Below are 19793 nucleotides of genomic sequence, written 5' to 3'. Positions count from 1 at the left end.
ACTCCCGGCATGACGCCGTCCCCGATCGTGGAGGCCGGCCAGCGTGGCGGTCCCGGCCAGACCGATCCCTACCGCCTCGGGCGGCGTTCCTCGGCGAGCCTCATCGCCCTGTTCCTCGCGATCGCCCTCGGGGCGTTGTCGACCCTCGTGGGCCTGCCCTACGTCGTCATGAAGCCCGGCCCGATCACCAACACGCTCGGGCAGCTGTCGGGCAAGGACCTCATCACCGTCTCGGGTGCCCAGACCTACCCGACCGAGGGTGCGCTGGACTTCACCACCGTGCGGGTCTCCGGTGGGCCCGGTTTCCGCGTCACCATCTGGGACGTGCTCAAGGGCAAGCTCGACCCCAGCGAGGAGGTCGTCGACGAGGAGCTGTACTTCCCCAAGGGCGTCACCGACAAGCAGGTGGAGGAGGAGAGCACCGCGGAGATGATCGACTCCCAGCAGGAGGCGATCGCCGTGGCGCTCAAGGCCACCGGGCAGAAGGTCACGACCCACACGGTCATCGGGCAGGTCGCCAAGGACGCGCCGTCGGCCGCCCTGCTCAAGGCCGGCGACGAGGTGCTCGCCGTGGACGGCAAGACCGTGGACGGGCCGGACTCGATCCGCAAGGCGGTCAGCGCCCACAAGGCGGGGGAGACCGTCGACCTCAAGCTCCAGCGCGACGGGAGCACCGTCGACGTCGCGGCCAAGACGCGCGACTCCGACGGCCGCGTGACCGTAGGGATCTTCCTCGGGACCAAGTTCGAGTTCCCGTTCGACGTGAAGATCGACGCCGGGAACGTCGGCGGGCCTTCTGCCGGAACGATGTTCGCTCTCGGTGTCTACGACCGACTCACCCCCGGCGCGCTCACCGGTGGCAAGAAGATCGCCGGCACCGGCACGATCGACGCGGCCGGGACGGTGGGTCCCATCGGCGGCATCCGGCAGAAGCTCGTGGGAGCCCGCGACGGCGGCGCGAAGTTCTTCCTCGCGCCGGCGCAGAACTGCGACGAGGTCGTCGGCCACGTCCCGGACGGCCTGACGGTCGTGAGGATCAGCACCTTCGACGAGGCGAAGAGCTCCGTCGAGGCGATCGCCGCGGGCAAGGCGTCCAGCCTGCCGACCTGCACCAAGTAGGCGAGGCGGGCGGCCCCGGTCAGTCCTGGAGCGTCGCGCGCAGCGCGTGCACCAGGCCAGGTGCGATGTCCTCGCCCAGCGCCACCTGGTCGTCGCTGTCATGGGCGCGCTGGCGCAGCAGGCACCGGCTCTGCCCGTCCCTGGTCACCGCGACGAGGAGGCGCACGTCCTGCCGCTTCGGGTGCGCGGCCAGGGCGTCGACGGCCGACTCGGCGTGGACCGGGAGGTCGCGCTCCGCCTCCGGGGGCACGACGATCCGCTCGACGGCCAGGGCGGCCCCGACGACGCTCTCGGGCCAGGCGATGCCGCCGAGCAGCGACTCGAGGTTCGAGGTCTTCGGGAGGTCTTCCTGCTCGATGGCGCTCAGGGCGCCCTCGGCGAGGTCGGCGCCCTTGAGCTGGGCCCGCAGGTGCGGCTCGCGCGCGACCAGGTCCGAGGTCGGGACGAGGGCGAACAGGCGTGGGTTCTGGTCCCAGCCCGACGCCGCGACGTGCTTCTCGGTGTCGAGGGCGGCGATGGACAGCGGGTCGGCGACAGGTTGGGACGTCTGGCTCACGCGCCCATCGTGCCGCATCGCCGACCGGGGGCGCGCACGCGGCATTCCCAGCGGGTTGCCAGCCGACGCCAAGGCGTGACCGAGGTTGCCGTGGGAACCACAGGCGCGCTCGGTAAGTTGGTCCCACTACCAGCAGGCCCCCATCGTGGGAGGCGGCGCGGCAGATCGGGCGTGGAGTGAGTTCTTCAGAGTGGTTCGGGCAGGACGGACCGGGCGGCGAAGGGGGTCGGGGCGACGGTGCCCCGCGCCCCGGTGGGGCAGGGGCCGGCGGTCGGCGACCCCCGACCCTGAGCTTCGGCAGGCGCCGAGGCCCGCTCGTGCCGACGATCCTCATCCTCGTGGCGCTGGGCTTCCTCATCTCCATCGGGTCCTCGCTGTGGACCGAGGTGCTGTGGTTCAAGTCGGTCGGCTACGAGAACGTGTTCACCACGCAGCTCGTGACCAAGATCGTCCTGTTCGTCATCGGGTTCGTCATCACCGCGGCGCTCGTCGCCTCCAGCCTGCTCATCGCCTACCGGACCCGGCCCATCTACGCGCCCGTCACGGCGCAGCAGCAGAACCTCGACCAGTACCGCGAGGCCATCGAGCCGCTGCGCAAGATCGCGATCTTCGCGGTCCCGGCGGTGCTCGGGCTGCTCGCCGGCACCGGTGCCGCGGGCCAGTGGCAGACCTTCCTGCTGTGGCGCAACGGCAGCTCGTTCGGCACCAAGGACCCGCAGTTCAACCTCGACCTGTCCTTCTTCGTCTTCACCCTGCCGTGGATCCGGTTCCTCCTCGGGTTCTTCACCATGGCGCTGGTCATGGCCCTGCTCGCCGCCGCGTTCACGCACTACGTCTACGGCGGCCTGCAGATCCAGACGCGCGCCGAGCGCACCACCCGGGCGACCCGCACCCACCTGGCGATCCTCGTCGCGGTGCTCGTCCTCGTCCGTGCGGCGACCTACTGGTTCGACCGGTACTCGTTGTCCGTCAAGGACTCCACGCTCCTGACCGGCATCAGGTACACCGATGCCAACGCCGTCCTGCCGGCCAAGGCGATCCTCGCCGTCGCGGCGGTCATGGTCGCGGGCATCTTCGTCGCCTCGATCTGGACGCGCTCCTGGCGCCTGCCCGTCGTCGGTGTCGCCCTGCTCGTCATCACGTCCCTGGTCGTCGGCAACATCTACCCGGCGCTCGTTCAGCGCTTCCAGGTCAAGCCCTCGGAGAAGTCCCTCGAGCAGCCGTACATCGAGCGCAGCATCAAGGCGACCCGTGCAGCGTTCGGGATCGAGTCGGTCAAGACCACGCCGTACACGGCGACCACCGAGGCGAGCCAGGGCCAGCTGCGTGACGACGCCGAGACGATCCCCGGCATCCGCCTCGTCGACCCGATCGTGGTGTCGCCGACGTTCAAGCAGCTCCAGTCGGTGAAGTCCTACTACGCCTTCCCCGACGCCCTCGACGTCGACCGCTACAACGTCGACGGCAAGGTCAGCGACACGGTCGTCGCCGTGCGCGAGCTCGACCTGGCCGGGGTGCCCCTCAACCAGCGCAACTGGCTCAACGACCACACCGTCTACACCCACGGCTACGGCGTCGTGGCGGCCTACGGCAACCAGCGCACCGCGGACGGCGAGCCGGTCTTCTACGAGCGCAACATCCCCCCGACCGGGAAGCTCGGCGACTACGAGCCGCGCGTGTACTTCGGCGAGAAGTCCCCGTCGTACTCCATCGTCGGTGGAGCCTCGGGTGCATCGCCGCGCGAGTTCGACTACCCGGACAACAGCACGGCGGGGCAGAAGAACAACACCTACGCGGGCAAGGGTGGTGTGGCGCTGAGCTCGTTCGCGCGCCAGGCGGCCTACGCCCTCAAGTACCGCGAGCTCAACCTCCTGCTCTCGGACGCGGTCACCGACAACAGCCGGATCCTCGACCACCGCGAGCCGCTCGAGCGCGTCGAGCGCGTCGCCCCCTGGCTCACCCCCGACGGCAACCCGTACCCCGCCGTTGTGGACGGCCGGATCCAGTGGATCATCGACGGCTACACGACCTCGGCCGACTACCCGTACTCGAAGCTCACCGAGGTCGACACGGCCACGTCCGACTCGGTCACCGCGCGCTCCAGCGCGGTGCAGGCGATCGGCGCGGGCAAGGTCAACTACATCCGCAACTCGGTCAAGGCCACGGTCGACGCCTACGACGGCTCGATCAAGCTCTACTCGTGGGACGACAAGGACCCGGTGCTCAAGGCGTGGAGCAAGGCCTTCGGCAACACGGTCCTGCCGATGTCGCAGATCAGCAGCGACCTCATGGCGCACCTGCGCTACCCCGAGGACCTGTTCAAGGTGCAGCGCAAGATCCTCACCAAGTACCACGTGACCGACGCAGCGTCCTTCTACGGCGGCCAGGACTTCTGGGAGGTCCCGGAGGACCCGGCGCAGGAGGCGCGCAACGTCGACCAGCCTCCGTACTACCTGACGCTGAAGATGCCGGAGCAGGCTGCCGCCAAGTTCTCGCTGACGACGACCTTCAAGCCGGTCGGTGACCGGCAGGTGCTCTCGGGCTTCCTCGCGGTCGACGCCGATGCCGGCAGGACGGCGGGTCAACCCAGCAACGACTACGGCACGCTGCGGCTGCTGGAGCTGCCCAAGGACAGTCAGGTCAAGGGTCCCGGACAGGTCCAGAACGACATCGGGTCGTCCAACCAGACCTCGGCGGCCTTCAGCCTGACGCTGTCGCAGTTCCTCAACAACGCGCGGCAGCCGGGTTCCAGCGTGACGCTGGGCAACCTGCTCACCCTGCCGGTCGGTGGCGGACTGCTCTACGTCCAGCCGATCTACGTCAGCGCCAGCAGCACGACGGCGTTCCCGCTCTCGCGGGCCACGGTCGTGGCGTTCGGCAACAAGCTGGCGTGGTCCGACACCCTCGACGGGGCGCTCGACGGCCTCTTCGGCGGTAACTCGGGCGCGACCGCGGGCGACTCCGGCACCGGTGGGGCCACGACCCCCACCCCCACGCCGAGCCCGAGCGGCACCGGTGGCGGCAGCACGCCGACGCCCAGCCCGAGCAGCACCGGTGCCGCCAACCCGGCGGCGCTCGCCCAGGCGCTCTCCGACCTCCAGGCCGCGTATGCCGCGGGCCAGGAAGCGTTGCGCAAGAACGACTTCGCCGCCTACGGCGAGGCGCAGAAGAAGCTCGACGACGCGATCAAGCGGGCCGTGGCCGCGTCACCGAAGGGCGGCAGCGCGACGGTGTCGCCGTCCCCGTCGGCGACCACCACCACGCCGGCTCCGAGCGCGACGACCCCGTGAGGAGGGCTGCCGGGGGACTCGCCCGAGTCCTCCGGCGGCCGCCCCGCAGCACCCGCCGGGGACGATTTGGAGATGGCGCGGGCCGTCCCGTAAGGTTGGGTCTACCGACGCGGGGTGGAGCAGCTCGGTAGCTCGCCGGGCTCATAACCCGGAGGTCGCAGGTTCAAATCCTGCCCCCGCTACCAACGCGTCAGCGACAGAACGCCCGGACCACTGGTCCGGGCGTTCTGCTGTGTGCGGCGCGCCCCCTGCCGCAGCGGACGCCCCTCCGAGGCTGCTCGTCGCTCGCCGGCCCCCGCCACCGGCAAATGTGTGACTTCCGTCCGGTGGGCACCCCACGCCTCTACCATCGGCGTGCGAGAGGATCGCTGGGACGGTGGAGGGGAGGGTTCGGATGGAGTCGCGTACCGGCGTGGCCGGCCAGCTCGACCCGTCCGGCGCGGTCGTGACCTCTCCCGTACGGCGCGTGGTCACCTACCGCGCGGTGCCCGGCGAGCAGGGGCGGTTCCTGTCGGTCGCCGGTGGCGTGAAGGACGTGCTCGGGGCGCCGTCGAGCCGGATTCTCGCCGACGACGACTACTGGTCCCGCCACCTGCACCCCGCCGACCAGGCGGCAGCGCTGGAGCAGGAGGAGATCGGCTTCCGCAACGGAGAGCTGGTCTCGGAGTACCGGATCGTCCGCGAGGACGGCCGGCTGGTGTGGGTGCTCGACGAGGCGAACGTGGTCGAGGACCCCGTCGAGGGGCCGGTGTTCGACGGCGTCTTCGTCGACGTGACCTCCCTGCGGCGGTCCGAGCTCAAGGTGGCCGCGCACGGCCTCCTCGTCGAGCAGGTGAGCGCCGGGGCGCCGCTCGCGGACTGTCTCGAACCGCTGGTTCGGGCCGCCGGCGAGATGTGCATGGCCCACCACTGCCGGGTGTCGGTCGGTGCGGACACCACGGTGGCCCACGAGCTCGCGGCATCCGGCCCGATCCTCACCGAGCACGAGGCCGTCGACCACGTGCGCGACTGCGGCCTCGACGGCCCCGGCGAGGCGTCGATCCTGGCCGCGCCCTCGCCGGACGTCGAGGACACGCTGGCCTGGCTGGCGGACACGACGGTGCAGGCGCAACGCATGCTCGCCGACCGCTCGCGCTCGCTGCGCGCGGCCGCCCTCGCCGCCGCGACCCTCGAGTCCACGGTGGACGGGCTGCTGGTCGTCGACCAGGCGGGTCACGTGGTCGGGTACAACCAGAAGTTCGCGTCGATGTGGCGGGTGCCGCCGGGGCTGCTCGAGGCCGGTGACGACGAAGCGGTCATGGGTTCGGTCCTCGGGCAGCTCGTGGACCCGGCGGCCTTCCAGGCCGGGGTGACGGCGCTGTACGAGGACACGGTGGCGACGAGCTTCGACGAGATCCTGTTCACGGACGGTCGGATCTTCGAGCGCTACTCGCAGCCGCAACGCCTCGAGGGCCGCGTCGTCGGACGGGTGTGGAGCTTCCGCGACGTCACGGCAGGGCGGCAGCTGCAGCGGGAGCTGGCCACCGCGGCGGACACGCTGCAGAGGCAGCAGCGCGTGCTCGAGCTGCTCGGCACCGTGGCCGCCGCAGCCAACTCGGCCGTCAGTGTGGAGGCTGCGGTGGCGCAGACGCTCGACGCCCTCTGCGAGTTCGGGGAGTGGGACGTCGCGCACGCGTGGCTGGCCCCGCGGTCGGCGGCGACGGCGTCGACCCACATGTGGACCACCTCGGCGGGCCCGGACGACGACTCGTTCCGCAGCCAGACCGAGAGCACCGAGCTGACCGACCTCCCCGTGGTGGGCCTGGCCATGGAACGAGGGGTCCCGGTGTGGAGCGACACCCGGGAGTGGAGCAGCGCGGCCTGGCTGCGCACCGCGGAGTCGGTGGGTCTGCGGACGGCGGTCGCCCTGCCGATCCGCGTGCGCGACAACGCGGTGGGTGTGCTGGAGATGTTCTCCCGATCCGTCGTCGAGGAGGACGCAGCGGTCACCGAGGTGATGAGCCAGGTCGGTGTCCACCTCGGGCGCAGCGTGGAGCGGCACTATGCCGAGGACGACCTCGCGTCGCAGTCCACGGCGCTGCAGGAGCTCACCGACCAGATGGGTACCGTCCTCGACTCGGTGGAGGAGGGAATCTTCGGGGTCGGCGGTGACGGGGTCATCACCTTCGTCAACCGCGCCGGGGAGGACCTCGTGCGGCTGCCGCGCACGAGCATCCTGGGGCGCACCGACGTGGAGGTCCTCAGCCTGGCCTGCGTCCCGGCGACGCGGTCTGCGCAGGCGGTGGCGACACCGGCGGGAGCCGTGCCACCAGAGGTGAGGCCGGGCCTGCCCGAACGCGGCACCCACGTCAGGGCGGACGGTTCGAGCTTCGACGCCGAGTGGGTCGTGTCACCGATGCGCACCCGCTCCGGAGCGGTGGTCATCGTCCGGGACATCGGCCAGGTGCAGGTGGTCGAGCGGATGAAGGACCAGTTCACCGCCATGGTCAGCCACGAGCTGCGCACCCCGCTGACATCGTTGCGCGGGTCGCTCGGGCTGCTGAGCGGGGGAGCGGCCGGCGAGCTGCCACCAGCCGCCGCGCGGATGGTGGCCCTCGCGACGACCAGCGCCGACCGGCTGGTCCGGCTCGTCAGCGACATCCTCGACGCCGAACGCCTGCGCACGGGCCGTCTCGTGCTGCACCCGGCGGAGGTTCCCGTCGACGACCTGGTCTCGGCAGCCTCGCTCGACGCCGCGGCCGCGCTCAAGCGGGCGGCCGTCGCGCTGGAGTACACGCCGACCCCGCTGACCGTGCGGGTGGACTCCGACCGCATCGTCCAGGTGCTCGCGAACCTGCTCGTCAACGCCTCGAAGTTCTCCAGCCAGGGCGCGTCCATCGACCTCGACGTCCGCGCCGACGACCACTGGGCGACCTTCGAGGTGCGCGACCACGGCAGCGGCATCCCTGCGGAGATGGTCGAGAAGATCTTCGAACCGTTCGTGCAGGTCGACGCGACCGACACCCGGTCCCACCAGGGCTCGGGCCTGGGCCTGGCCATCTCCCGTGACATCGTGCGCCTGCACGGCGGCGACATGCACGCCGGCGGCACCGAGGGTGGCGGGGCCCGCTTCACCTTCACCGTGCCCCTGGCCTGAACATGACGACGCCCCACCCGATCGGTTCGGGTGGGGCGTCGTCACGTGCGCGGTGGGCTCGCGGCGCGCAGGTGACCTCCGCGCCATACCCAGGGGTTGGTCAGGCGTCGACGATCACGGGGATGATCAGCGGGCTGCGGCGGTGCTTGCGGTGCACCCAGGTGGAGGTGGCCTTGCGGACGAGCTCCTCGATCTGGTCGAGGTCGTCCACGCCGTCCTTGGACGCCTTGAAGAGCGCCTGCTGGATCGCCGACGTGGCGTCGGTGAAGTCGATCGTGTCGGTGGCCAGGCCGTGGACCATGTAGTCGGGGTCCTCGGTGAGCTTGCCCGAGTCGGGGTCGACGATGCAGACGATCGTCAGGACGCCCTCCTCCGCGAGGGTCCGGCGGATGTGCAGGGTCTCCTCGGTCGCCCCACCGACCCGGCCGCCGTCGACGTAGACCATGCCGGCGGACACCTTGCCGGTGATGCTCACCTTGCCGCGGACGAGGTCGATGACCGAGCCGTCCTCGGCGATGAGGGCGTTGCGGGGGTCGACACCGGTGCGGATCGCGATGTCGGCGTTCGCGCGCAGGTGACGCCACTCGCCGTGGACCGGGAGCACGTTGCGCGGCTTGATGATGTTGTAGCAGTAGGACAGCTCGCCGGCGCTGGCGTGGCCGGAGACGTGCACCTTGGCGTTGCCCTTGTGCACGACGTTCGCGCCCCAGCGGGTGAGCTCGTTGATCACGCGGTAGATCGCGTTCTCGTTGCCGGGGATGAGCGAGCTGGCCAGCAGGACGGTGTCGCCCTCGGTGACCTCGATGGGGTGGTCACGGTTCGCCATGCGCGACAGGGCGGCCAGCGGCTCACCCTGCGACCCGGTGCAGATCAGCGCGATCTTGTCCGCGGGGAGGTTCTCGAGCTTCCTGAGGTCGACGACCAGTCCCTGCGGGATGTTCAGGTAGCCGAGCTCGGACGCGATGCCCATGTTGCGGACCATCGACCGGCCGACGAACGCGACCTTGCGGCCGTGCTCGTGGGCGGTGTCGAGGACCTGCTGGATCCGGTGCACGTGGCTGGCGAAGCTCGACACGATGACCCGGCCCTTGGTGGTCCGGAACACGGTGTCGATGGCGGGGGACAGCTCACCCTCCGAGATCGTGAACCCGGGCACCTCGGCGTTGGTCGAGTCGGACAGGAACAGGTCGACCCCCTCCTCGCCGAGCCGGGCGAACGCGCGCAGGTCGGTGACCCGGCCGTCGAGCGGGAACTGGTCCATCTTGAAGTCGCCCGTGTGCAGGACCAGACCGGCCTCGGTGCGGATGGCGACGGCCAGGCCGTCCGGGATGGAGTGGTTGACGGCGATGAACTCGCAGTCGAACGCCCCGAGCGTGCGGCGGTCACCCTCCTTGACCTCGACGGTCTTCGGGGTGATGCGGTGCTCCTTGAGCTTGGCCTCGAGGAAGGCCAGCGTCAGCCGGGACCCCACGACGGGGATGTCCGCCCGCTCGCGCAGGAGGTACGGCACACCGCCGATGTGGTCCTCGTGGCCGTGCGTGAGGACGATGGCGTCGATCTTGTCGAGGCGGTCCCGGATCCAGGTGAAGTCCGGGAGGATGACGTCGACGCCGGGCTGGTGCTCCTCGGGGAAGAGGACGCCGCAGTCGACGATCATCAGGCGGCCCTCGTGCTCGAAGACGGTCATGTTGCGGCCGATCTCGCCCAGGCCGCCGAGCGGCACGACGCGCAGGCCACCCTTCGGCAGGGGGGCGAGCGTGTCCTTGGTCCGGCGACCGCGTCCGGAGCTGCGGCGGCTCATCGCGCCGCGCCGGGGATCGTGGTGGACGAGGCACGACGTGCCTGCTGGGGAGTGTTCATCGATGTCCTTCGGTATGGGGTTGAACGGTGCTGCGGGGTGAGCCACCCGGGTGCCCGCTGGGCTCCCGACCGGTTCGGTCACCTGCCAGTGTCCTCTGTCCGCGGCGGGATGGTGCGCACAGGTGGCCCCGACGACCATCCGGGGGGGCCCGCGCGGCCCTGGTCCACCCGTGTCGGTGGGTGGCTCGACCGGTTTCGTGGCGGCGTGGCAGCCCTGGTGGTGGGCGTCCTACGCAGGCTGCCGGAGGGGCCGCCGGCACCCGGGTGCGTACCCTGGTCCGCATGGTCTCGGCAGGCGCGGGTGCTCTGCGCCTGACCCGTGCCCTCGGCCTGGCCGTCGCGGCATACGGACTCTCGCTCGCCGCCCACCTCGTGGGCGGGGGGAGTGCTCCTTCGGCGGTTGGCACCGGCGTGCTGCTGTTCGTGACCTGGTGGGCCTGTGTGCTCGTCACGCACCGCCGACTCGGCCGGATCGCGCTCGTCTCGGTGCTGGCACTGTCCCAGGTCCTCCTGCACCAGGCGTTCCTGGTCGCCGGGACCGCCGGGTCGTGCGTCACCGTGGTGCACGCCCACGCCGGTCACCTCGTCGACGGCGCCAGCACGGTGTGCAGCGCTGCCGGGATGAACGGCATGGGCGCGATGTCGCACCAGGGGCCGTCGGAAGCGGCCATGGTCGCCGCCCACGTTCTCGCCGCCGTCCTCCTCGCCCTCGTGCTGGCGCGCGGTGAGGCGGCGGTGTGGTTCCTCGCCGGTCTGGTGTGGCCGACGCCGCCCGCTGCGGCGCAGCTGCCGGCGGCGCGCCGACCGCTGACCGTCCTGCCCCGGCTGCTCCTCGCGGTGGCCGAGCCCGTCGTGCCCGGCAGCGTGGGTCGCCGGGGCCCGCCGTGGGTCCACACCCCGGCCACCTCCTGAGCGACCGCACCTCCCCATCGCGTCGACGACGCGACGACGGCGTATGGCGCGCGGACGGGCCGGGTGCCCATCACCCCCCGAACTCCCTGCGTCCGCAACGCCTCGGGGCGTTCCGGCGTACCCACGCAAAGGAACCTCATCGATGAACCACTTCCCGGCGCGCCTTCGTGCGCGCACCACCACCGTCGTCCTCGGCGGACTTGCTGCAGTCTCCCTGTCAGCGGGGCCGGCCGCGGCCCACGTCAGGGTCGACCCCGACTCGACGGTCTCCGGCAGCTACTCCGGGCTCACGTTCCGTGTGCCGAACGAGTCCGACTCCGCGTCCACGACGAAGGTGGTCCTGACGCTGCCCCAGGACACGCCCTTCCGCCACGTCTCGGTGCGACCGGTCCCGGGGTGGACCGCAGCCGTCACCGAGGCCTCCCTCCCGACACCCGTCACGCTCGACGGCAGCACGCTCACCAAGGCCGCTCGCACTGTCACGTGGACGGCCGGGGGTGGGCAGGCGATCGCCCCGGGCCAGTACCAGGAGTTCGCGATCAGCGCGGGCCCGGTGCCCGCCCCCGGCACCCTGGTGCTGCCCGTCACCCAGACCTACTCGGACGGCGAGGTCGTCAACTGGGCCACGGCCCAGGCTCCCGGGCAGGAGGAGCCTGAGCACCCGGCGCCGCAGTTCGAGGTGACGGCTGCCACGGCGGGAGGCACGGCTGGCGTGTCAGCCGGGGCGGGGGACGGGCGGGCCGCGCACGCGGAACAGACCTCCGGCGACGAGGGCGACCTCGTCAGCCGCCTCCTGGCGGGTGGTGCGCTCCTCGTGGCCCTGGCCGCCCTGGCCGGCCAGGTGCTCGCACGGCGACGACGTGAGGTCTTCGCGTGACCGGCACGCGACGGGGAGGGCGCACCCGGCGCGCCCTCCCCGGGGTGCGGGCGGTGCTGGTGGCCCTCGTGGCCGCCGGCACCGTCGGCCTCGCGCTCGCGCCGTCGGCGCAGGCCCATGCCCGCGTCCGCTCCACGGTCCCGGCTGCGGGGGCCACGCTCACGACCGCGCCGCAGGAGGTCGTCCTGACGTTCAACGAGCCGCCCATCGGCGTCGGCGCCGTCGTCCGCGTGGAGGCGCCGGACGGTCGGGTCGTCTCCGTCGGTGCCGTCCGGGTGGTGGACGACGAGGTCCACCAGACCCTCGCGGACGGTCTCGCCCGGGGGGCGTACCACGTCGCCTGGCGGGTGACCTCCGACGACGGACACCCCGTCTCGGACGAGTTCGCCTTCACCGTGGCTGGGGGCGGTGCCGCGTCGTCGTCGGCGCCGTCGACGACCTCCGCGACACCCGGCGCTGCCCCCAGTGTGGCGACCACGCGCCCCACACCCCCCGAAGCCACCTCCGGCACGGCCAGCCGGTGGCTGGTCCTGGCCGCCGCCCTCGTGGCCGTGGCGCTGGGGGTTCTCGCCCTCGCGCGCACCCGCTCCACCCGTCATCTCCGAAAGTGGAGGCCCCTCCCATGACCCGTTTCCAGCACCCGCGCCCGTCCCATGGCGTTCGCGCCACCGTGGGTATTGCCGCCATCGCCGTCGCCCTCGCCGGCTGCTCCTCGGGGTCCGGCACCTCGGGGTCCTCGAGCACCACCGGGGGCTCGAGCTCCACGGCGGCGGCCACGAGCACGTCCGCCGCCTCCAGCGGTGGAGACCCGACGTCGTCCACCTCCTCCACGAGCCCGCCGACCACCACGACCTCGTCAGCGGGTGACCTGCCGGCCGGAGCGAAGCAGCTGTCGGTCACCGTCACCGGCAAGAAGGTCTCGCCGTCACCGGGGGTGGTGGAGCTCCGGGTCGGCCAGGTGTTGCGCCTGACCGTCACGAGCGACCACGCGGACGAGCTGCACGCGCACGGCTTCGAGAAGGAGGCCGAGCTCGTGGCCGGCACGGCGACGACCCTCGACCTCGTCACGGACCAGCCAGGGACCTACGAGGTGGAGACGCACCACCCGGCGCTGCGGCTGCTCAAGGTGCAGGTGCGGTGAGCCGGCTGGACGGCGGCATCACCAGGTGACCTCGGCGCAGCCGGTGTGGGTGTCGGGCTCGACCTGCAGGGTCGCGTGCTCGACCCCGAACCGGCTGCGCATCACCTGGCGCGCGTCGTCCAGCACGGCGTGCGCGTCGGTGCTCTGTGCGGTGACGAGGTGGGCGGTGGCGACGTTCATGCCGGAGGTGAGCGTCCACACGTGCAGGTCGTGGACCTCGCGCACTCCCGCCACGGCACCGAGCGCGCTGGCGACCTGGTCGGGGTCCATGCCCGCGGGGGCGTGCTGACCCAGGACGACGAGGACCTCACGACCGAGGGCCACGGCCCGGACGGCGACGAAGACGGCGATGGCCAGGGCCACGCCGGTGTCCCACCAGGCGCTGCCGGTGGCGGCCACGAGGACCCCGGCCACCAGGACGCCGAGCGACCCGACGGTGTCGGCGACGACCTCGAGGTAGGCGCCCTTGACGTTCAGGGACTCCGAGGCGCCCTCGCGCAGGAGGACGAGGCAGACGACGTTGACGACGAGCCCGAGGAAGCCCACGACGAACATCGGTGTCGCCGCGACCTGGGCCGGCGTCCCGATCCGTCCCAGCGCCTCGACGACGATGTAGACCGAGACGCCGAGCATGAGGAGGACGGCGAGCCCTGACGCGAACACCTCGGCGCGGTAGGAGCCGAAGGTGCGCCTTCCCGTCGTGTCGGGCCGCGCGGCGATGCGGGTCGCCACGAGGGCGGCGCCGAGGGCCACCACGTCCGCGGCCATGTGCCCGGCATCCGAGAGCAGCGCCAGCGACCCCGACACGATGCCGGTGACGAGCTCGACGACGAAGAACCCTGCGACGAGGGCGAATGCGGTCCGCAGTCGCCACCGGTGCGCCGCGCCCGCGTGACCGGGGATCGGCGCGTGCGAGTGGGAGTGGGAGCCGCCCACGGCGTCAGGAACCGTCCGTGGAGGTCATGTCCCGATCGTACCCGGGGGGTCTCGGAGGCTCAGTCCTCGTCCAGGGCCGTGAGGCCGAGGTAGGCGCACGCCCTTCGTGCTGCACTGAGGTCGTCGTCGTGGACGGAGTGGAACTCCGCGACGAGGCCGCGCGCCACGATGGCCAGGTCCGTGCCCGTCTCCTCCGAACGCCAGGTGAGCAGCTCGAGTGCTGCGCCGGCCGTGAGCCGGAAGGCGGCGATGAGGGCGCCCTTGGCTTGCTCGATGACGGGGTCGATCGCCGGGCGACGCGCCTCGACCATGAGGACCTCGGCGGCGGCCTGCGAGGTGGCCACGGCGAAGGCCGAGGTGAGGTCGACGAAGTAGCCCTGCACCGTGGCGATCCGTCCGTCGGCGTCACAGACGGCCTCGCCCACCGAGAGCACCTCGCGCACCTGATCGTGGGTGTCGAGGACGCGGTGCCGGCAGCAGAAGGGCTCGCCCGTCGAGAGGACGCTGCGCAGCGTCTGCTCCGTCGCGGCCAGGTCCTCGGGGTGCTTGTGGCTCATGAGCAGCTCGGTGGTGGGTTCGACCTCGCCCTCGGTGAGCCCGTGCAGGTCGAACATGCCCGGTGACCACCACCAGTCACCGCTGCGGACGTCGTAGCGGAAGCGCGCGGCGGGCTCGGCGGTGCCGGCAGTCAGGGCGGTCAGCGGGTCCCAGGCCGCGGCACCGGTGCCCGTGGCCCGGCCCGGCTGGGTGGGTGCCTCGTTGACCGGCTTGCTGTGGACCGTGCCTGCGAGGGCCTCACCGGGGACGGGGGAGGATCCCTCCGTCCGGAGGGGTCGGTCGACGGGGGAGCTGGGCGTGACGGTGCTCATCGTGCTCTCTCGCCTCGGAGGATGGTGCGAAAGATGTACCACAGCCGGGGTGCCCGCTGGGGGTTTGCGGGCCGCCGCCCGCAGGGGCGCCGCGGACGGTAGGATGGACGCAGTACCGGCCCCGGCGCCATACCGTCCCTCTCGCACCGACTCAGCTCGGTGCACGGCGGTCGCGGCACCCCGGGGTCCCCGGTCCCACCGCGGGGGCAGCTGCTCCGTCCCCGCCCCGGTCGCTCGACCGGCGGGTCCGGGTCGCGTCGAGGGGTCCCGGGAGGGACGCCTGCCGTCGCCTGATCGTCCCGGTCGTCCCAGGCCGGGTCCGCCCGTCCGCTCGTCGCGGTCCTTCGGAGGAGAAGTTCTTGGCTCGAGGCCAACGCCAGCCCGGCGCCACGCGCAGTGGTGCCGCCAGTGGTGGTCCCGCCCGCTCGGGCGGAGCGCGTCGCGGAGGTGCCCAGGGGGGTCAGCGGTCGCCCCGACGGGTCCGTGACCTCGACAACGAGGGGATGATCCCGGTCCTCGCCCGCGCCGTGCGCGAGGTCGAGGCCGCCGCCCAGCGTGGAAAGGTCCGCCCGTCCGGCCGGACGAAGTTCCAGGTCGTCGCCCTCCTGGTCCGCGAGGAGCGGGCGCGGATCCGCAGCGACGCCGAGAGCACCGAGGCGCAACGCACGGAGCAGCTCAAGCGGCTCGACGGCGTGGCCACCATCCTCGCCAAGACCGCGGCGCGGGACACCTCCCTGCTGGTCCTGCTGCCCGAGGACACCCCGGTCTCCGACGACGCTGCGACGCTCAAGCGCGAGATGCAGCTGGCCGCAGGGTTCGAGGTGCCCGACGAGCCGGAGCCCGAACCCGTCGACGACTCCGCAGCCCCGGTCCCCGAGCGGCGGGTCGTGCCCCGCTCGGTCGTCGCCCGCCAGCTCGCCAACCCGTTCCTCGCCCCCGACTTCTCCGCCGTGGAGCACAAGCGCCCCACGGGCCGGCTCAGCAGCTGGGAGCTGCTCGGTCCGCTGTTCCGCTCCTTCGAGTACGGCGGTGCGTCGTCCTGCATGGAGCTGCCGGAGGACGCCCCCGTCAAGGCCCCTGCCGGGCTCGAGCTCATGCACCACCAGGCCCAGCTCGTCGGCGCGGCCGCAGCGGGCCACCGCACCTTTCTGCTCGCCGACGAGCCCGGTCTCGGCAAGACCGCCCAGGCCCTGCTCGCCGCCGAGGCCGCGGGCGCCTACCCGCTGCTCGTCGTCGTCCCGAACGTCGTCAAGACGAACTGGGCCCGGGAAGCGGCCCTCTGGACCCCCCGCCGCACCGCGACCGTGGTCCACGGCAACGGCGACACCATCGACGGGTTCGCGGACATCGTCGTCGTCAACTACGAGGTGCTGGACCGCCACGTCGGCTGGCTCGGCAACCTCGGGTTCCGCGGCATGGTCGTCGACGAGGCGCACTTCATCAAGAACAAGACGTCGCAGCGCTCGCAGCACGTCCTGCAGCTCTCCGAGCGCATCCGCTCGCGCACCGTGCGGCCGCTGCTCATGGCCCTCACCGGGACGCCCCTGATCAACGACATCGAGGACTTCCGCGCCATCTGGCAGTTCCTCGGCTGGATCGACGACAAGAAGCCGTTGGCCCCGCTCATGCACGCGCTCGAGGAGACCGGGCTGACGCCGGCCGACCCGGGCTTCTACACGGCTGCGCGCACGAGCGTCATCGACCTCGGCATCGTGCGCCGCCGCAAGGTCGACGTCGCGTCCGACATCCCGGCCCGGCGCATCGCCGACCTCCCGGTCGAGCTCGACGACGAGGCTGGTCGGTCGATCCGCGCCGCCGAGCGCGACCTCGCCCGGCGCCTGGTGTCCCGCTACGACTCCGCGCTGGAGAACCGCCGCTCGAGCGTCCTCGTCGAGGGCATCGACCACGAGCTGGTCCGCAGGGTGGCTCGCTGGGAGCGCGAGGACACCAACTCCTCCGCCTCGGAGGAGAACGTGTTCGGCGTGATGCGGCGCATCGGGCAGGCCAAGGCCGGCCTCGCCGCCGACTACGCCGCCCAGCTCGCGCGCAGCGTCGGCAAGGTCGTCTTCTTCGCCAAGCACATCGACGTCATGGACGTCGCCGAGGAGACCTTCGCCAAGCGGGGGCTGCGCTACTCCTCGATCCGCGGTGACCAGACGCCCAAGCAGCGCCAGGCCAACATCGACGCGTTCGTGAACGACCCCGAGGTTGCGGTCGTCGTGTGCTCGCTGAGTGCGGCCGGGGTCGGCCTGAACCTGCAGGTGGCCTCGAACGTCGTCCTCGCCGAGCTCTCGTGGACCGACGCCGAGCAGACCCAGGCCATCGACCGGGTGCACCGGATCGGGCAGGAGGAGCCGGTCACTGCGTGGCGCATCATCGCCGCCCAGACCATCGACTCCAAGGTCGCCCAGCTCATCGACGCCAAGGCCGGCCTGGCCGCGCGCGCTCTCGACGGGTCGGACGAGGACGTGTCCTCCTCCGAGGACATCCAGCTCGAGGCCCTCGTGGCGCTGCTCACCGACGCGCTCCAGGCCCGTCTGACCGTCTGACCGCACGGTCGGCCGTCTGCCCGGCGGGCTCGTCGGTCAGCGCGTGGGGACCGTCGAGCCGTGCGTGGCGAGCGCGAGCTCGATCAGGTCCGCGGCGTCCCGCAGGGTGTGCCCGAGGGGTAGGGTCCCGTGGGCGACGTCCTCCTGGGCAGCCCCGCCGACGTACACCGGGAACCCGGCGTCGAGCGCGTGCAGGGCCTCGGCGGTCTCGCGGACGGCGATGACGTCGGCCCGCATCGGCACCCCGACGACCACGGCCGCAGGGGAGTGCCGACGGACGACCTGCACCCAGTCCTGCGCCGGCAGGTCGGTGCCGAGGTAGACGACCCGGACCCCGCGTCGGCGCAGCACCACCGAGAACGCCAGCACCCCGAGCTCGTGGTGCGATCCGCGGGCGAGGCCGACCACCACCAGGGGTCCGCCGGGTTGGCGCGGGCAGGCCTCCATCGCGGCGCCGAGGTGACGGTGCACGGTGGCGCTCACGACGTGCTCGCCGGCGACGTCGACCCGGCCCTCGCGCCACCAGGCGCCCACGACCTGCAGGGACGGCATGAGCCAGGTGTCGACGACGTCCTCGAAGGCACCGCCCGCGAAGGCCTCCACCATCGCGGCGGAGACCGCCCCCGGGTCCATCGCGGCAGCCCCCCGCGCCAGCGCGGCCAGGGGGTCCCCGTCCGGCACCTCCGTCGGCGCGGGAGCCGCGACCGGTGCAGGACTCCTGCCCCGGCCCGATCCCGGCGCCGAACCCGGTGCGGGCCGCAGGCCCGTCATCGTCTCGAGGGCCACGGTCGTGTCGGTGCCCCCGGTGTCCCGGCCGGGCTGTTCGGACAGCAGGTGGTCGGCGGCCTGGCGCGGCGCCCAGCCGGCGGCCACGAGCGAGGACATCGCGCGCACGACCTGCAGGGCGCGCTCGTCGTAGAGGCGGTAGCCACCGTCGGTGCGCAGCGGCTCGACCAGCGCGTACCGCCGCTCCCAGACCCGCAGGGTGGCGGCCGGAACACCGGTCAGCCGCGCGGCGTGGCTGATCGTGTACACCAGCGCAGCGTAGCCCCGACGTTGGTCAAAGTATGGACAAGAGCTCCTGCGGCGGGCAGGATCACTCCAGGGTGCAACCTTGGACAAACATTGTTCACAGAGTCTGGGCCTGCTTGGCCTCCTCGACCAGGGGCTAGGCGGCCGCGGAGCTGTCGGCTCGACCGACCACCCGACCGACCCCGACGTGCCGAGACCTTGCTCCGGCGCGTCGGGGTCCACCCGTCGGGGCCGACGGGCGCGCGGAACCAAAAGCCTGCTGACAGGATGACTGCATGAGCGAGCCCGTCCTCCCGGACATCGCGCCGGGGCGGGTCGTCGGCGTCGACGTCGCCCGAGCGTTCGCGCTCGCGGGAATGATGGCCACCCACCTCCTGCCCGGTCGGATCGGGAACGACGTGCCCTGGGCCCAACAGGTGGCCGGGGGTCGCGCGTCGGCCCTGTTCGCGGTGCTGGCCGGGGTCAGCGTCGCCCTCGCGAGCGGCCGGACCGAGCCGCTGCGAGGCCGTGAGCGCGGCGCCGCGTCGGTGCGGCTCGCCGTCCGTGCCCTGCTCATCGGCGCCCTCGGCCTGGCGCTCGGTGCCGTGCCCACCGTGATCGCGGTCATCCTCGCCTCGTACGCAGTGCTCTTCCTCCTCGGCCTGCCGTTCCTCGGGCTGGGCCCCCGCTCGTTGGCGGCCTGGGCGGTGGCGTGGGTCGCCCTCGCCCCCGTCGGCGCCCACCTCCTGCGCCCCCTGCTCCCACCTCACGAGGTCGGCAGCCCGGAACCCGAGGACCTCCTGCGCCCCGGCCACCTCCTGAGCGAGCTGCTCCTCACCGGTTACTACCCAGCCGCCGTGTGGGTCGCCTACCTGCTCGCCGGTATGGCGCTGGGCCGGCTCCCGCTGGCCCGGCCCGTGGTCGCGGCCCGGGTGCTCGCCGTCGGGGTGGTCCTCGCGGTGGCGGCCACCGCGTGCTCCCGGCTCCTGCTGGGGCAGCCGGGAGCGCGGGCGGCGCTCGCGGCGACCTATCCCGACACGGTGACGCCCGACCCCTCCCTCGCCACGGACCCCGGGGCCCTCGACGCCCTGTTGACGCACGGGCTGGGCGGGACCACGCCCACCGGTTCGTGGTGGTGGCTGGCGGTTGTGGCCCCGCACTCGGGCGCGCCGCTGGACCTGGCCCAGACGATCGGCAGCGCCATGGCCGTGACCGGGCTCTGCGTGCTCGCCACCCGGATCCACCCGAGGGTGTGGGCGGCGGTGTTCGGGGCCGGCGCCATGACCTTGTCGCTGTACACCCTGCACGTGCTGATGATGGCCCAGGGCTGGTGGCCCGACTGGGAGTCACCGGACCACTACGGCGACCAGGTCCTCGTGGTCGGTGTCGTCGGCGCGTTCTTCGCGCTCGTGCCCCTGCGCGGACCGCTGGAGACGGTGGTGTCGGTGACCTCCCGGCGGGCGGCTCTCTGGCTCGTACCCCCTGCCCGTCTGCCGGGCACGGCCCCGCGATAGGCAATCCGTCCCACCCCGCACGC

General features: G+C 72.3%; 14 protein-coding genes and 1 tRNA gene. 10 read left to right on the top strand and 5 right to left on the bottom strand.

Annotated features, from left to right (window positions below; all coding sequences use genetic code 11):
• Positions 1 to 9 precede the first annotated feature (9 nt).
• On the top strand, positions 10 to 1119 hold the full coding sequence (locus ASD62_RS06920; protein WP_235530653.1) for a PDZ domain-containing protein: 1110 nt from the start codon (positions 10 to 12) through the stop codon (positions 1117 to 1119).
• Between the two features lie 19 nt (positions 1120 to 1138).
• Here the strand turns inward: ASD62_RS06920 and ASD62_RS06915 are convergent, their stop codons facing one another.
• Positions 1139 to 1693, bottom strand: a complete 555-nt coding sequence (locus ASD62_RS06915) for a PPA1309 family protein (RefSeq protein ID WP_056915327.1) — start codon at positions 1691 to 1693, stop codon at positions 1139 to 1141.
• A 299-nt stretch (positions 1694 to 1992) separates the two neighbouring features.
• Here ASD62_RS06915 and ASD62_RS06910 point away from each other — a divergent pair, with 299 nt between their 5' ends.
• The 3 genes from ASD62_RS06910 to ASD62_RS06900 all read left to right on the top strand — a co-directional run bounded on the left by ASD62_RS06910 (position 1993) and on the right by ASD62_RS06900 (position 8101).
• The gene (locus ASD62_RS06910; protein WP_235530652.1) at positions 1993 to 4965 is read left to right on the top strand and encodes a UPF0182 family protein; all 2973 of its coding nucleotides are present in this window, start codon (positions 1993 to 1995) and stop codon (positions 4963 to 4965) included.
• A 108-nt stretch (positions 4966 to 5073) separates the two neighbouring features.
• Positions 5074 to 5150, top strand: a tRNA-Met gene (locus ASD62_RS06905).
• Positions 5151 to 5359: 209 nt separating this feature from the next.
• Positions 5360 to 8101, top strand: a complete 2742-nt coding sequence (locus ASD62_RS06900; protein ID WP_056915326.1) for an ATP-binding protein — start codon at positions 5360 to 5362, stop codon at positions 8099 to 8101.
• Between the two features lie 100 nt (positions 8102 to 8201).
• On the opposite strand, the gene ASD62_RS06895 is transcribed toward ASD62_RS06900, so the two are convergent.
• Positions 8202 to 9902: a ribonuclease J gene (locus ASD62_RS06895; protein WP_056915325.1), complete on the bottom strand. Its 1701-nt coding sequence runs from the start codon at positions 9900 to 9902 to the stop codon at positions 8202 to 8204.
• A gap of 341 nt (positions 9903 to 10243) precedes the next feature.
• On the opposite strand from ASD62_RS06895, the gene ASD62_RS06890 reads away from it, so the two are divergent.
• The 4 genes from ASD62_RS06890 to ASD62_RS06875 all read left to right on the top strand — a co-directional run bounded on the left by ASD62_RS06890 (position 10244) and on the right by ASD62_RS06875 (position 12891).
• Positions 10244 to 10873, top strand: coding sequence for a hypothetical protein (locus ASD62_RS06890; RefSeq protein WP_056915324.1), 630 nt, complete (start codon positions 10244 to 10246; stop codon positions 10871 to 10873).
• A gap of 142 nt (positions 10874 to 11015) precedes the next feature.
• A complete protein-coding gene (locus ASD62_RS06885) occupies positions 11016 to 11750 on the top strand; it encodes a YcnI family protein (protein ID WP_056915323.1) in 735 nt (244 codons plus the stop codon).
• Positions 11747 to 12376 (top strand): copper resistance CopC family protein, encoded by a 630-nt coding sequence (locus ASD62_RS06880; protein ID WP_056915322.1) that lies wholly within the window; start codon positions 11747 to 11749, stop codon positions 12374 to 12376. Before ASD62_RS06885 ends, ASD62_RS06880 begins: the two co-directional genes overlap by 4 nt.
• A complete protein-coding gene (locus tag ASD62_RS06875; RefSeq protein ID WP_056915321.1) occupies positions 12373 to 12891 on the top strand; it encodes a lipase chaperone in 519 nt (172 codons plus the stop codon). The genes ASD62_RS06880 and ASD62_RS06875 overlap by 4 nt, the downstream gene beginning before the upstream one ends.
• Before the next feature lie 18 nt (positions 12892 to 12909).
• Here the strand turns inward: ASD62_RS06875 and ASD62_RS06870 are convergent, their stop codons facing one another.
• The gene (locus ASD62_RS06870) at positions 12910 to 13827 is read right to left on the bottom strand and encodes a cation diffusion facilitator family transporter (protein WP_082580608.1); all 918 of its coding nucleotides are present in this window, start codon (positions 13825 to 13827) and stop codon (positions 12910 to 12912) included.
• A 59-nt stretch (positions 13828 to 13886) separates the two neighbouring features.
• Positions 13887 to 14696, bottom strand: a complete 810-nt coding sequence (locus ASD62_RS06865; RefSeq protein WP_056915320.1) for a PAS and ANTAR domain-containing protein — start codon at positions 14694 to 14696, stop codon at positions 13887 to 13889.
• Positions 14697 to 15199: 503 nt separating this feature from the next.
• Here ASD62_RS06865 and ASD62_RS06860 point away from each other — a divergent pair.
• A complete protein-coding gene (locus ASD62_RS06860) occupies positions 15200 to 17245 on the top strand; it encodes a DEAD/DEAH box helicase (RefSeq protein WP_082552867.1) in 2046 nt (681 codons plus the stop codon).
• 36 nt (positions 17246 to 17281) lie between these two features.
• Here ASD62_RS06860 and ASD62_RS06855 read toward each other — a convergent pair whose 3' ends face one another.
• A complete protein-coding gene (locus tag ASD62_RS06855; protein ID WP_056915318.1) occupies positions 17282 to 18280 on the bottom strand; it encodes a MerR family transcriptional regulator in 999 nt (332 codons plus the stop codon).
• A gap of 272 nt (positions 18281 to 18552) precedes the next feature.
• On the opposite strand from ASD62_RS06855, the gene ASD62_RS06850 reads away from it, so the two are divergent.
• A complete protein-coding gene (locus ASD62_RS06850; RefSeq protein ID WP_056915317.1) occupies positions 18553 to 19770 on the top strand; it encodes a heparan-alpha-glucosaminide N-acetyltransferase domain-containing protein in 1218 nt (405 codons plus the stop codon).
• Positions 19771 to 19793: the final 23 nt, after the last annotated feature.

The sequence above is a fragment of the Phycicoccus sp. Root563 genome, assembly GCF_001427915.1.
In the GTDB taxonomy this organism is placed as follows: domain Bacteria; phylum Actinomycetota; class Actinomycetes; order Actinomycetales; family Dermatophilaceae; genus Pedococcus.
Note: the sequence above shows the minus strand (reverse complement) of the source record. Positions and strands in the feature narration are given on the sequence as shown.

Excerpts from the sequence above, each read along its gene's own strand:
- ASD62_RS06920 (WP_235530653.1), top strand. The coding sequence starts at position 10 with ATGACGCCGTCCCCGATCGTGGAGGCCGGCCAGCGTGGCGGTCCCGGC.
- ASD62_RS06915 (WP_056915327.1), bottom strand. The coding sequence starts at position 1,693 with ATGCGGCACGATGGGCGCGTGAGCCAGACGTCCCAACCTGTCGCCGAC.
- ASD62_RS06900 (WP_056915326.1), top strand. The coding sequence starts at position 5,360 with ATGGAGTCGCGTACCGGCGTGGCCGGCCAGCTCGACCCGTCCGGCGCG.
- ASD62_RS06895 (WP_056915325.1), bottom strand. The coding sequence starts at position 9,902 with ATGAGCCGCCGCAGCTCCGGACGCGGTCGCCGGACCAAGGACACGCTC.
- ASD62_RS06890 (WP_056915324.1), top strand. The coding sequence starts at position 10,244 with ATGGTCTCGGCAGGCGCGGGTGCTCTGCGCCTGACCCGTGCCCTCGGC.
- ASD62_RS06885 (WP_056915323.1), top strand. The coding sequence starts at position 11,016 with ATGAACCACTTCCCGGCGCGCCTTCGTGCGCGCACCACCACCGTCGTC.
- ASD62_RS06875 (WP_056915321.1), top strand. The coding sequence starts at position 12,373 with ATGACCCGTTTCCAGCACCCGCGCCCGTCCCATGGCGTTCGCGCCACC.
- ASD62_RS06865 (WP_056915320.1), bottom strand. The coding sequence starts at position 14,696 with ATGAGCACCGTCACGCCCAGCTCCCCCGTCGACCGACCCCTCCGGACG.
- ASD62_RS06860 (WP_082552867.1), top strand. The coding sequence starts at position 15,200 with ATGATCCCGGTCCTCGCCCGCGCCGTGCGCGAGGTCGAGGCCGCCGCC.
- ASD62_RS06850 (WP_056915317.1), top strand. The coding sequence starts at position 18,553 with ATGAGCGAGCCCGTCCTCCCGGACATCGCGCCGGGGCGGGTCGTCGGC.